At 71.3% G+C, this 11829-nt stretch carries 10 protein-coding genes; 9 read left to right on the top strand and 1 reads right to left on the bottom strand.

Features of this window, described 5'->3' with window-relative positions; all coding sequences use genetic code 11:
- The first annotated feature begins 194 nt into the window (after positions 1-194).
- The 7 genes from ACH4E7_RS07745 to ACH4E7_RS07715 all read left to right on the top strand — a co-directional run bounded on the left by ACH4E7_RS07745 (position 195) and on the right by ACH4E7_RS07715 (position 7527).
- Positions 195-800, top strand: coding sequence for a hypothetical protein (locus ACH4E7_RS07745; protein WP_396248095.1), 606 nt, complete (start codon positions 195-197; stop codon positions 798-800).
- A 187-nt stretch (positions 801-987) separates the two neighbouring features.
- Positions 988-2349 (top strand): MFS transporter, encoded by a 1362-nt coding sequence (locus tag ACH4E7_RS07740; RefSeq protein ID WP_396248094.1) that lies wholly within the window; start codon positions 988-990, stop codon positions 2347-2349.
- A 67-nt stretch (positions 2350-2416) separates the two neighbouring features.
- A complete protein-coding gene (locus tag ACH4E7_RS07735) occupies positions 2417-4327 on the top strand; it encodes a helix-turn-helix domain-containing protein (protein WP_396248093.1) in 1911 nt (636 codons plus the stop codon).
- 95 nt (positions 4328-4422) lie between these two features.
- Complete coding sequence (lipB, locus tag ACH4E7_RS07730) at positions 4423-5193, top strand: lipoyl(octanoyl) transferase LipB (protein ID WP_396248230.1); 771 nt, start codon at positions 4423-4425, stop codon at positions 5191-5193.
- 172 nt (positions 5194-5365) lie between these two features.
- The gene (gene lipA / locus ACH4E7_RS07725) at positions 5366-6319 is read left to right on the top strand and encodes a lipoyl synthase (RefSeq protein WP_396248092.1); all 954 of its coding nucleotides are present in this window, start codon (positions 5366-5368) and stop codon (positions 6317-6319) included.
- A gap of 174 nt (positions 6320-6493) precedes the next feature.
- A complete protein-coding gene (locus ACH4E7_RS07720) occupies positions 6494-6691 on the top strand; it encodes a hypothetical protein (protein WP_396248091.1) in 198 nt (65 codons plus the stop codon).
- A gap of 137 nt (positions 6692-6828) precedes the next feature.
- Positions 6829-7527, top strand: a complete 699-nt coding sequence (locus tag ACH4E7_RS07715) for a DUF4191 domain-containing protein (RefSeq protein WP_396248229.1) — start codon at positions 6829-6831, stop codon at positions 7525-7527.
- 106 nt (positions 7528-7633) lie between these two features.
- Here ACH4E7_RS07715 and ACH4E7_RS07710 read toward each other — a convergent pair whose 3' ends face one another.
- Complete coding sequence (locus ACH4E7_RS07710) at positions 7634-8101, bottom strand: RDD family protein (protein WP_396248090.1); 468 nt, start codon at positions 8099-8101, stop codon at positions 7634-7636.
- 285 nt (positions 8102-8386) lie between these two features.
- Between ACH4E7_RS07710 and glnA the strand changes: the two genes are divergently transcribed.
- Together glnA and ACH4E7_RS07700 are read left to right on the top strand one after the other, a co-directional pair.
- Positions 8387-9799 (top strand): type I glutamate--ammonia ligase, encoded by a 1413-nt coding sequence (gene glnA, locus ACH4E7_RS07705; RefSeq protein ID WP_355675031.1) that lies wholly within the window; start codon positions 8387-8389, stop codon positions 9797-9799.
- Between the two features lie 681 nt (positions 9800-10480).
- Positions 10481-11800 (top strand): hypothetical protein, encoded by a 1320-nt coding sequence (locus ACH4E7_RS07700; protein ID WP_396248089.1) that lies wholly within the window; start codon positions 10481-10483, stop codon positions 11798-11800.
- Positions 11801-11829: the final 29 nt, after the last annotated feature.

Here is an 11829-nt window from a genome sequence, read left to right as displayed (position 1 = left end):
ATCTTCAGACGAGGATCTCAACGCATATAGCGCGGAAGTCCGGCAGGCGGACCAAGATTCCCGGGGGTGAGCGGGTGCTCCAGCTCCCCCGCTGCCATGGATGACAGTTGAGCAGTATCTGACCGGGGCGGGGCGCCGAGCGCCCCGCCCCGGTCCGCTTGAGCACGGACATTCTTTTGGAGACCGAGGAAGACATGACGTCCGACAAGCCCACCTACGAACCGGCGCGCGACGCACGCGATCTGGAGGAAGCCGCCGCCACCGAGAGCAGCGAGCAGCGCCTGTACTACCTCGGGCAGGCCGCCCTGTGCTGGTCCGACGACGGCAACCACGTCCGGGCCCTGGAACTCCTCGCCGAAGTCGCGGCGGCCCGCCACGAGTACCCGGACCAGAACTGGGTGCTCCCGCTCTACGCCTACGAGCTGTTCACCGTCGGCCGGGCCGAGGAGGCCTGGGCGATGGTCGAGGCCGCCGAGGAGCACATCCGCTCGGCCGGCGGCTCGTACGACCACGAGCAGCTCGCCGGCTACCTGGCCGACGCCGGCCACCTCGACCGGGCCGTCGACCACTACACCGCGGCCCTGGAACTCCTGCTGGGCGGCGACGACCGCCCCGACCGCGACCCCGCACAGAGGCGCGGCGCCCAGGAGCACTCCCCGGTGCCCCGGATCCGCACGGCCCGGCGGCAGATCCGCGAGCAACTCGGCCTGCCTGAGGACGCCCTGGACCGCACGCCCGATCCCACCGCCCCCCAGCGCCCGTCCTTCGCCGAACGCTGGCGCCTCAGGCGCCGCACGTAACACGGAGAAGCACCGCGTGAGAGTCCTCCAGGGCAGCCTGGAGGACTCTCACGCTTTTGAGGCACGTGGTCCCGGTGCCCATGCTCGCCGTCTCAGGTATGTGGGTTGCCGACATGGGCCGCAGGCCCGGGAATTCCTACGTTGTGGCGACATCGTCCGCTCCCCCTGGACCTGGAAGTGGTGACCCATGAAGGACCCTGCACGTGGTTCGGCGGCGACCGGCTCACTCCCGCGAGTGGTGGCCGCGAGTCTGATCGGCACGACGATCGAGTGGTACGACTACTTCCTCTACGGGACGGCGGCGGCCCTGGTGTTCGGGAAGGTGTTCTTCCCGAACAGCGATCCGCTGACGGGGACGCTGCTGTCGTTCCTGACCTATGCGATCGGGTTCGCGGCACGGCCGCTCGGGGCGTTGGTGTTCGGGCACTTCGGGGACCGGGTCGGGCGCAAGAAGCTGCTGGTGGTGAGCCTGCTGCTGATGGGCGGGTCGACCACGGCGATCGGGTTGCTGCCGACGTACGGGTCGATCGGGGTGGCCGCGCCGGTGCTGTTGACCGCGTTGCGGCTGGTGCAGGGCTTCGCGCTCGGCGGGGAGTGGGGCGGAGCGGTCCTGCTGGTGTCGGAGCACGGGGACCGGCGGCGGCGGGGGTTCTGGGCGTCGTGGCCGCAGGGCGGGGCGCCGGCGGGGAACCTGTTGGCGGCCGGGGTGCTGTCGTTGATGACGGCGGTGCAGTCGGACGGCTCGTTCCTGGCGTGGGGGTGGCGGGTGCCGTTCCTGCTGTCGGCGGTGCTGGTCGGGGTCGGGCTGTGGATCCGGCTCGCGGTGGACGAGTCGCCGCTGTTCCGGCAGGCGCTGAAGGCGGCGCAGGCCCGGAAGGAGGCCGAACAGGCGCCGCTGGTGGGGGTGTTGAAGAACCACTGGCGGGAAGTGCTGGTGGCCATGGGCGCGCGGATGGCGGAGAACATCTCGTACTACGTGATGACGACCTTTGTGCTCACGTACGCCGTCAGCCACGCCCACTTCGACAAGCAGAGCGCGCTGAACGCCGTACTGATCGCCTCGGCGATCCAGTTCGCGCTGATCCCGCTGTTCGGGGCGCTGTCGGACCGGGTCGGGCGCAAGCCGGTGTACCTGGTGGGCGCGGCCGGGGTCGGGGTCTGGGCGTTCGTGTTCTTCGGGATGGTGGACACCGAGTCGTTCGGGGCGCTGGTGCTCGCGGTGACCGTCGGCCTGGTGTTCCACAGCGCGATGTACGCACCGCAGGCGGCCTTCTTCTCCGAGCTGTTCGCGACCCGGCTGCGGTACTCGGGGGCCTCGATCGGCGCCCAGTTCGCGTCGGTGGCGGCCGGGGCGCCCGCCCCGCTGATCGCGACCGCGCTGCTCAAGGACTACGGCGACGCCACCCCCGTCTCGGTGTACGTGGCCCTCGCGGCGGTGATCACGGTGCTGGCGGTGCTGTGCGCCCGGGAGACCAGGGGGCAGGACCTCACCGAGGTCGAGGAGCGGCCGGCGGACGGCGCCGAGGCCAAAAGGCCCGCTGTGGCCTGAGGGTTGAGCCGATAGCATCGCGACTTCTCGCAACCGTCGGAACCGACGCCGATTGGCGGCCCGCACCATGAACCACCCCGACGAGAGCTCCGCGCCCGCACTGCGGCGGCTGCTCGACCTGCTCGCCTCCGGCGCCGCCACCGAGGACTTCGCCGAGGTGCTGGCCGACGCCCGTCGGCGCGGGGCGTCGTCGGCCGTGCTCGCCGAGATCGACGACGCCACCTGGCAGGCCCTGCGGGTTCATCGCACTCTGCGTCAACACCGCCGTCGCGAGACCGAGTTGACCGCTCTGTTCGACACCGCCGGGGACCTCGCCGCCTCCCGGGAGCTGGACACCGTGCTGCAGGCGATCGTCCGCCGGGCCCGGATGCTGCTCGGCACCGACACCGCGTACCTGACCCTGCCGGACGAGACCGCGGGCGACACCTACATGAGGGTCACCGACGGCTCCGTCTCCGTACTGTTCCAGACCCTGCGGCTCAGCCTCGGCGACGGCCTGGGCGGGCTGGTCGCCCAGACCGCCCGCCCGTACGCCACCCCCGACTACCGCACCGACGAACGCTTCCACCACACCGGCACGATCGACGCGGGCGTGCTGGACGAGGGGCTGGTGGCGATCATCGGGGTGCCGCTGCTGCTCGGCGGGCAGGTCATCGGCGTGCTGTTCGCCGCCGACCGCTCGCCGCGCACCTTCTCCCCCGACGAGGTCGCGCTGCTCTGCTCCCTGGCCGCGCACGCCGCGATCGCCCTGGACACCGCCAAGTCGCTGGCCGACACCCGGGCCGCGCTCGCCGAGCTGAACGCCGCCAACGAGCTGGTCCGGGCCCACTCCGCGGCCGTCCAGCGCGCCGAGCAGGCACACGACCGGCTCACCGACCTCGTCCTGCGCGGCGCCGAGGTGCCGGACGTCGCCGCCGCCGTCGCACACCTGCTGGACGGGGAGATAGCGGTCCTGGACGCCGAGGGCGAGCCGCTGGCCGGACGGCCGACGCCCGCCGCCGAGCTGGCCGGGGCGGTGGCCGCGTCCCGGACCGAGGGCCGGTCCGTCCGGCACGGCGAGCTGTGGGTGTGCGCGGTGCTGGCCGGGCAGGACGCGCTCGGCACCATGGTGCTGCGCGGACGGCCCGACCTCGACGACGCCGACCGACGGCTGTTCGAGCGGGCCAGCGTGGTGACCGCGCTGCTCCTGCTGCTGCGCCGCTCGGTGGCGGAGACCGAGAACCGGATCCGCGGCGAGCTGATCACCGACCTGCTCACCGCCCCCGGACGCGACCCGGCCGGGCTCACCGCGCGCGGCCGCCGGCTCGGGGTCGACCTCGCGCGGCCGCACCTGGTGCTGGTCGCGGAACCGGCGGACGGCCACGGCGCCGAACGGGGACGGCTGGCGGGCGCCGCCCGGCGGTACCTGTTCGGCTCCCGGGGCGTCAGCGCCGAGCACGGCGAGGCGGTGGCGCTGCTGGTGCCGCTCGAACCGGGCCCGGCCGAGGACCCCGAGGAGACCGCCCGGCAGGCCGCCGAGCGGCTGGCCCGGCTGGCCGGCTTCCCGGTCACCGTCGGCGCCGGCCGCCCCGCCGCCGGCCCCCCGGCGCTGGCCGCCTCGTACGCCGAGGGCCTGCGCTGCGTGCGCGCCCTGCGGGTGCTCGGCCGCGCCGGGGAGGGCGCCTCGGCCGGCGCGCTGGGCTTCCTCGGGGTGCTGCTCGGCGACGGCCACGACGTGGACGGCTTCGTCGGCGCGACGCTCGGCCCGCTGCTCGCCTACGACGCCCGGCGCGGCACCGAGCTGGTCCGCACCCTGCGCGCCTACTTCGACTGCGGCGGCAGCCTGACCCGGGCCAAGGACGAACTGCACGTCCACGTGAACACCGTGGTGCAGCGGCTGGACCGGGTCGAGGCGCTGCTCGGACGGGACTGGAACCAGCCGGAGCGCTCCCTGGAACTACAGTTGGCGCTGCGGCTGCAGCTGCTCTCGGGCGGCTGAACGGCTTGTACGGGCGTGGGCGTACAGTGGCGAGGTTGGTCTCGAACGCCTGGCAAGGAGCGGCAGCGGTGAGCGAGAACGTACGTTTCGTTCAGATGGGCATAGGCGAGCACGTCGTCCCGTACGAGGAGGCGTGGGAGGAGCAGCAGCGTCTGCACGCGCTGCGGGTCGCGGACGAGATCCCCGACACCGTGCTGCTGCTGGAGCACCCGCCCGTCTACACCATGGGCAAGCGCACCAATCCCGCCGACCTGCCGCTGGACGGCACCCCGGTGGTCGAGGTCAACCGGGGCGGGGAGATCACCTGGCACGGCCCCGGCCAGCTGGTCGGCTACCCGATCATCAAGCTGCCCGACCCGATCGACGTGATCGCGTACGTCCGCCGGCTGGAGGAGGCGCTGATCCGCGCCGCCGCCGACTTCGGCGTCGGGACCACCCGGGTCGAGGGCCGCAGCGGGGTCTGGGTGCTGGGCGAGAACCTCCCGGACGCCGTGGTGGACCCGGCCGAGGTGGTGGACATCGGCAAGCTGACCCTGCGGATGGGTCTGCCGCTGGGCATCGACCCGCGGCTGGCCGGGCCCGAGTACGCGCCGTCCAACGCCGGCCAGCGCGGGGGCGACCGCAAGCTCGCCGCGATCGGCGTCCGGGTCGCCCGCGGGGTGACCATGCACGGCTTCGCGCTCAACTGCGACCCCGACATGACGTACTTCGACAAGATCGTGCCCTGCGGCATCCGGGACGCGGGCGTCGCCTCGCTGGCCGGCGAGCTGGGGCGCGACTTCGGCGTGGGCGAGGCGCTGCCGGCCGTCGAGCGGCACCTGAAGGACGTCTTCGCCGAGCTGCCGGAGCCTGCACTCAGCCGCTGAAGCCCCCGGCATTCAGTCGCCGGCGTCCCACGCCCGGCCGCTGCCCCCACCCACTGGGAATCTACTGGCCGGTAGCCGCGTTGCCCTGCGATTGCAGGGCGGCAGGCCCGGCACAGGCCGTACAACCACAGGCGTACCCTGGGGGTACCCCGTCTAGTTCTAGGAGTCGCACGTGTCCGCTGTCGCGCCCGACGGCAGGAAGCTGCTCCGCCTGGAGGTCCGCAACAGCGAGACCCCCATCGAGCGGAAGCCCGAGTGGATCAAGACCCGCGCGAAGATGGGCCCGGAGTACAACGCCCTCCAGTCGCTGGTGAAGAAGGAGGGGCTGCACACGGTCTGCCAGGAGGCCGGCTGCCCCAACATCTTCGAGTGCTGGGAGGACCGCGAGGCGACCTTCCTCATCGGCGGTGACCAGTGCACCCGCCGCTGCGACTTCTGCCAGATCGACACCGGCAAGCCCGCCGAGTTCGACCGCGACGAGCCGCGACGAGTCGCCGAGTCCATCCTCACCATGGACCTCAACTACGCCACCATCACCGGCGTCGCCCGCGACGACCTGGAGGACGGCGGCGCCTGGCTGTACGCCGAGACCGTCCGCCAGGTGCACGCGATGACCGCCGACCGCGCGGGCGGCCGTACCGGCGTCGAGCTGCTGGTCCCCGACTTCAACGCGGTGCCCGAGCAGCTGGCCGAGGTCTTCTCCTCCCGCCCCGAGGTGCTCGCGCACAACGTCGAGACGGTGCCGCGCATCTTCAAGCGGATCCGCCCCGCGTTCCGGTACGAGCGCTCGCTGGACGTCATCACGCAGGCCCGCGCGGCCGGGCTGGTGACCAAGTCCAACCTGATCCTGGGCATGGGCGAGACCCGTGAGGAGGTCAGCCAGGCGCTGGCCGACCTGGTCGGGGCCGGCTGCGAGCTGATCACCATCACCCAGTACCTGCGCCCCTCGCTGCGCCACCACCCGGTGGAGCGCTGGGTGAAGCCGCAGGAGTTCGTCGAGCTCCAGCAGGAGGCCGAGGAGCTGGGCTTCGCGGGTGTCATGTCGGGGCCGCTGGTGCGTTCGTCGTACCGGGCCGGGCGCCTGTACCGGCAGGCGCTGGAGCGGCGCGCGCAGGCCGCGGTCTGACGCGTCGGGGAACGGTTTCGGCCATTGGGCCATTGGAAGGGCGGAGCTGCGGCTCCGCCCTTCCGGGTTTCACCACGCTTTGACTGCCTGGTCACGGACTGGTAACACAGAGTGGGGATGATGGACGCCTGGCAAGCGTTCGATTCTTCTCAGCCACGAGAGGAGCTGTTCGGGATGCGGATGCGGATCCGGTCGGTGGGGGCGGCGCTGCGGTTCGCCGAGAGTGTCCTGCTGGCACCCGGCCAACGGCACGCGCGGCTCAATGCCTGGGCCGCCGTGTGCGAGAACCGCCGGTACGCGGCGGACCGCCGGCACGACGCGCCGGCGGCCGCGGCGCCGGGCACGGCGGGGGCGCGCTCCGCACGGCGGTGAGAGGCCCGGCCGCAGGCGAAACGGTTCATCGGCGGATAAGCCGGGCGTCGCTGTGCGCGACAGCGCGTGGGCACCCGGGTCACGGTTCGGGCGAACGGGTACCCGGGCTTGGATATCCCGTACCCGTGCCACGTACCATGAGCGTTATGGCGAGGGAAACATCCGAGAACCCCGGGCGACTGAAGCAGATCCGCCTGGCGTACACCATGACCAAGAAGGTCGACACCAAGATCGGCCTGATCATCGCCGGCGTCGGCCTGCTGACCTTCGGCGTGTTCCTCGCCATCGGCTTCGCGATCGACCACCCCATCTACCTGGGCATCCTGGGCTTCATCGTGGCCGTGCTGGCCATGGCGATCGTCTTCGGACGCCGGGCCGAGCGCGCCGCGTTCGGGCAGATGGAGGGACAGCCGGGCGCTGTGGCCGCGGTGTTGAACAACATCCGGCGCGGCTGGAGCTCCAGCTCGACCCCGGTCGCGGTCACCCGTAACCAGGACGCGGTCTACCGCGCCGTGGGCCGGGCGGGCATCGCGCTGATCGGCGAGGGCAACCCGAACCGGGTGCGCCAGCTGCTGGCCTCCGAGAAGAAGAAGATGGCCCGGGTGGTCGGCGACGTGCCGGTGCACGACATCGTGGTGGGCAACGGCGAGGGCGAGATCCCGCTGAAGAAGCTGCAGATCCACCTGATGCGCCTGCCCCGCGCCATCACCCCCGCCCAGGTCACCGAGACCAACGACCGCCTGCGCGCGCTGGGCGACCTGCTCTCCAAGGCGCCGATCCCCAAGGGCCCGATGCCCAAGGGCGCCCGGATGCCCAAGGGCGGCCAGGCTCGCTGACCCCCTCCCCCGACGACACGAGAACGGCCCCGCTGATCCTCAGCGGGGCCGTTCGGCGTTCAGCCGTCGTGCGGCGCTCGTCGGATCCGGAGATCCGGACCCCGCCTCAGATCCGGACCTCGACCGTGCCGACCGCCTTGTCGTGCAGGCCCCGGGTGTCGCGGTCCCAGACCAGCGCCGGCACCACCAGGCAGAGCAGGACGGTGCGCAGCAGGATCTGCGGGATGGTCGCGCGGCCGCCGTCCAGGCGGACCACCCGGAGGCCGAACAGCCGCTTGCCGACGGTCGTGCCGGTGGTGGCGAGCAGGACGGCCGCGACCAGGAAGTAGAGCGGGAGGGTCCACAGGTTGGCCTCGGCCTGGTCGCCCTTGGCGATCAGGCCGTAGGAGACCAGGGCGACCAGCCAACCGTCCACGAACAGGGAGCCGATCCGTCGGCCGGGGCCGGCGAGCGATCCGGAGCCCTCCCGGGGCAGACCGAGGCGCTCGCCGCGGTAGCCGAAGTCGGCGCCCATCTTCTCGGCGGCCGCCTTAGGGCCGTCGATCCACGATCCCAACGCTTCTCTGGTGTCCACGAATCCACACTAACCGGGCTCACCCCGAGTGCCCGCACCGGCTCCCCTCCGGGCGGGGCGTCGTGCCGGACTCGTCCACGACCGGGTGAATCCCGATCGCCGGACTTACCAAGTGGTCCAGACCACTACCCCAAGAGCCTCCTGGTCGGCGGGGTGATTTGCCCCGTACCGTACGCCTTTGCCGCCCGTTCGGCGGCCGCGGTTAACATCTAGGAAACGAGATGGTCACCGACTGGAAACGACCCATTCCTAGGGTGAACCCAATTCGCACGCCGAGGAGGATGGATGTTCAACAACGCCGCCGAAGTGAAGCAGTTCATCCAGGACAACGACGTGAAGTTCGTCGACGTCCGCTTCTGCGACCTGCCGGGCGTACTGCAGCACTTCTCCGTACCTGCGGCGACCTTCGACCCGTCCGAGACCCTGATGTTCGACGGTTCGTCGATCCGCGGCTTCCAGGCCATCCACGAGTCCGACATGGCCCTGGTGCCGGATCTCGCCACTGCCCGACTCGACCCCTTCCGGGCCGAGAAGCACCTCAACATCAACTTCTTCATCCAGGACCCGGTCACCGGCGAGGCCTACAGCCGTGACCCCCGCAACGTCGCCAAGAAGGCCGAGGCCTACCTCGCCTCCTCCGGCATCGCCGACACCGCCTTCTTCGGGCCCGAGGCCGAGTTCTACGTCTTCGACTCGGTGCGGTTCGAGACCAGCGCCAACGCGTCCTTCTACCACATCGACTCGGAGGCCGGCGCCTGGAACACCGGCGCCGCCGAGGGCGACGTACGCGGCTACAAGGTCAAGTACAAGGGCGGCTACTTCCCCGTCCCGCCGGTGGACCACTTCGCCGACCTGCGCGCCGAGATGTCGCTGGAGCTGGCCAAGGCGGGCCTGGAGGTCGAGCGCCAGCACCACGAGGTCGGCACGGCCGGCCAGGCGGAGATCAACTACAAGTTCAACACCCTGCTGCACGCGGCCGACGACCTGATGCTGTTCAAGTACATCATCAAGAACGTCGCCTGGCGGAACGGCAAGACCGCCACCTTCATGCCGAAGCCGATCTTCGGCGACAACGGCTCGGGCATGCACGTCCACCAGTCGCTGTGGAGCGAGGGCTCGCCGCTCTTCTACGACGAGCAGGGCTACGCCGGCCTGTCCGACACCGCCCGCTACTACATCGGCGGCCTGCTCCGGCACGCCCCCTCGCTGCTGGCCTTCACCAACCCGTCGGTGAACTCCTACCACCGCCTGGTGCCGGGCTTCGAGGCGCCGGTCAACCTGGTCTACTCGCAGCGCAACCGCTCGGCCGCGATCCGCATCCCGATCACCGGCTCCAACGCCAAGGCCAAGCGCATCGAGTTCCGCGCGCCGGACCCGTCCTCCAACCCGTACCTGGCCTTCTCCGCCATGCTGATGGCCGGCCTCGACGGCATCCGCAACAAGATCGAGCCGCTGGAGCCCGTCGACAAGGACCTCTACGAGCTCGCCCCCGAGGAGCACGCCAACGTCCCGCAGGTCCCCTCCTCCCTCCCGGCCGTCCTGGAGGCCCTGGAGGCCGACCACGAGTACCTCCTCGCGGGCAACGTCTTCACCCCGGACCTGATCGAGACCTGGATCGACTTCAAGCGCACCAACGAGATCGCCCCGATCGCCCTCCGGCCCCACCCGCACGAGTTCGAGCTGTACTACGACCTGTAGGAAGGACCCACCCGGCGGGGGCGCGGACACCATGTCCGCGCCCCCGTCGGCGTTTCCCCCGCGGGTGCGCGGCTCCGCAGGGCGCCATTCAAGGATCCGTTGGCAAGCGATCCACCCGATCCACCAGCGGGAATACGTGATCGATAAGCGCTGCGGCCACCTCCGGACGGAGCTTGTTGCAAACGGTATTGTCCGTGGATTAGTGTGTTCACCATGCAGATCAGATGCTGATCCACCGCACGGTCGAATCGGTTAGTCGCACTCGGAAAGTCGTGCGCGACGGTGGCGTTTGCGCCATTCCGTGCACCCCCGGTGAGATCCGGACGATCGACCTTCACTCGGCGGGGCTGCGGCCCGCCGACTCTCCGCGCAGTCGAGGACGTCGACATCGTTTGACGACCTGAACCCCGGCCCGAACCGGCCCTGCGCTTCACCCGGCGGCCCTTCGCCGCCGCCCACGATCCACGACACTCCGACCGGACGGGCCGGCCCGCCCTGTGCGAAACCGGCCGGCCGCGGCTCGGGGAATTTCGGCTGCGCGGATTCGATTTTCGGCTTCCGGCCGTTCACGGACCGTTCAGTGCCCGCCAGCCGAAATGACTGGTTCCGGAAATTCACAGCGCCCGGTGCGGGGTTTCTCCCTGCGCTCTTGAAAACGCATTCACGTACCGGAGGATTTCCATGTCCCTGCTGTCCTTGACGCCCCCGATCGACGTCGTTTCCCGGCCGTTCTGGCACCGGCCCGAGCCCCGGGTGGCGACGAAGGAGATCGACCCGGGGTTCGAACTGCTGCGGAAGGCTTTCCCGAAGACCTGGGAGGGCCTGCTGACCGTGAAGTCCCTGCTCGACGGCATGGCCGTGCTGGAGACCTTCCCGTTCGCCAGGGAGGGTGACGACGCGCAGCAGCTGCTGGCCCGGAAGGCGGCCCAGGTGCTGGCGCGGGTCGCGGACCGGGAGGAGGCCGCCCGGCCGGAGCTGGCGGTGTGCGCCCGCGAGGGTGCGCAGACGCTCGGCGCCTACGCCCGGACCGGCCGGTGGCCGACCTCGCCCATCCACCGGCCCTCCCCCGACGAGCCCTGGCTGTACTGCGGGCCGCTCGGCACCTGGGGCCGACGGGCGACCCGGGTGCCGGTCAGCCTGCTGGTCGCGGCGCCGGACCCGGCGCGCCAGGCATACGTGGACACCGTGGACACCCACCTGGACACGGTCCGCCGGGCGGCGGCCGACGCCCTCGGGGGCGAGGTCCGGCTCGACTGCGCCGAACCGCCCGCGATGAACACCGTCCGGCTGCTGCTGGCCGGGGGCGAGACCTCGTTCGGGCACAAGAACTTCGCCCACTTCTTCCCGCTGGAGGTCCCCGACGGCGAGGTCCTGCGCGAGGACTTCACCGTGGTCTTCACCAACGTCCACCAGGCCCGGTTCGACGCCTGCTCGCTGCCGCTGTTCCGACGGCTGGCCGGTCGGGAGCCCGAGAGCACGGACGAGCGCCTGCTGGAGGCGTCGCTGGTCTGGTTCCGCTGCCACGACCTGGGGCACTTCTGGCGGCTGGACGAGGACTCCCGGCCCGCCGGGCGGAAGCCGTCCTCCCCGCCGTTCGAGCGGATGGCGCTGGAGGAGTCCTACGCGGACAGCCTCGGCCTGCTGACGGCCTCCACGCTGGTGCCGGACCCGCTGCCGCTGGAGGAGGCGTACTCCGCCGAGCTGCTGCGCTACCTGTCGCGGGATCCGCAGTGCTTCGGCGACAGCGTGGCCGCCGTGATCGAACTGGGCCGGCTCACCGAGGAGGGGCTCGACGCGGTCACCACCGGCGGCCCGTGGCTGGCCAAGAGCGCGGACGTGCTGGCGGACCACGCCCGGCTGGTGCACGAGACCCTGTGGGGAGCCGGCCGCCGCGACCCGGGCAGCCTGGCGGAGTCCTTCACCGCCGGCCGACGGGCGGCCGAGCGACTCGCCCCGGTCTTCGAACAGTTCCCGACGGACATCGACTACGTCTGGGGCTGAACCCCCGGCCCGGCGGTCGCAGGTGGGGC

It is taken from the genome of Kitasatospora sp. NPDC018058, from assembly GCF_044327205.1.
Lineage (GTDB): Bacteria > Actinomycetota > Actinomycetes > Streptomycetales > Streptomycetaceae > Kitasatospora.
The sequence above is the reverse complement of the archived record's forward strand: the minus strand, read 5'-3'. Positions and strand labels throughout refer to the sequence as shown.

What these genes read in the sequence shown, in the direction of transcription:
- ACH4E7_RS07715 (WP_396248229.1), top strand. Translation starts at nt 6,829, where the DNA reads ATGAGCGTTATGGCGAGGGAAACATCCGAGAACCCCGGGCGACTGAAG.
- ACH4E7_RS07735 (WP_396248093.1), top strand. Translation starts at nt 2,417, where the DNA reads ATGAACCACCCCGACGAGAGCTCCGCGCCCGCACTGCGGCGGCTGCTC.
- ACH4E7_RS07700 (WP_396248089.1), top strand. Translation starts at nt 10,481, where the DNA reads ATGTCCCTGCTGTCCTTGACGCCCCCGATCGACGTCGTTTCCCGGCCG.
- ACH4E7_RS07720 (WP_396248091.1), top strand. Translation starts at nt 6,494, where the DNA reads ATGCGGATGCGGATCCGGTCGGTGGGGGCGGCGCTGCGGTTCGCCGAG.
- ACH4E7_RS07745 (WP_396248095.1), top strand. Translation starts at nt 195, where the DNA reads ATGACGTCCGACAAGCCCACCTACGAACCGGCGCGCGACGCACGCGAT.
- lipB (WP_396248230.1), top strand. Translation starts at nt 4,423, where the DNA reads ATGGGCATAGGCGAGCACGTCGTCCCGTACGAGGAGGCGTGGGAGGAG.
- ACH4E7_RS07740 (WP_396248094.1), top strand. Translation starts at nt 988, where the DNA reads ATGAAGGACCCTGCACGTGGTTCGGCGGCGACCGGCTCACTCCCGCGA.
- glnA (WP_355675031.1), top strand. Translation starts at nt 8,387, where the DNA reads ATGTTCAACAACGCCGCCGAAGTGAAGCAGTTCATCCAGGACAACGAC.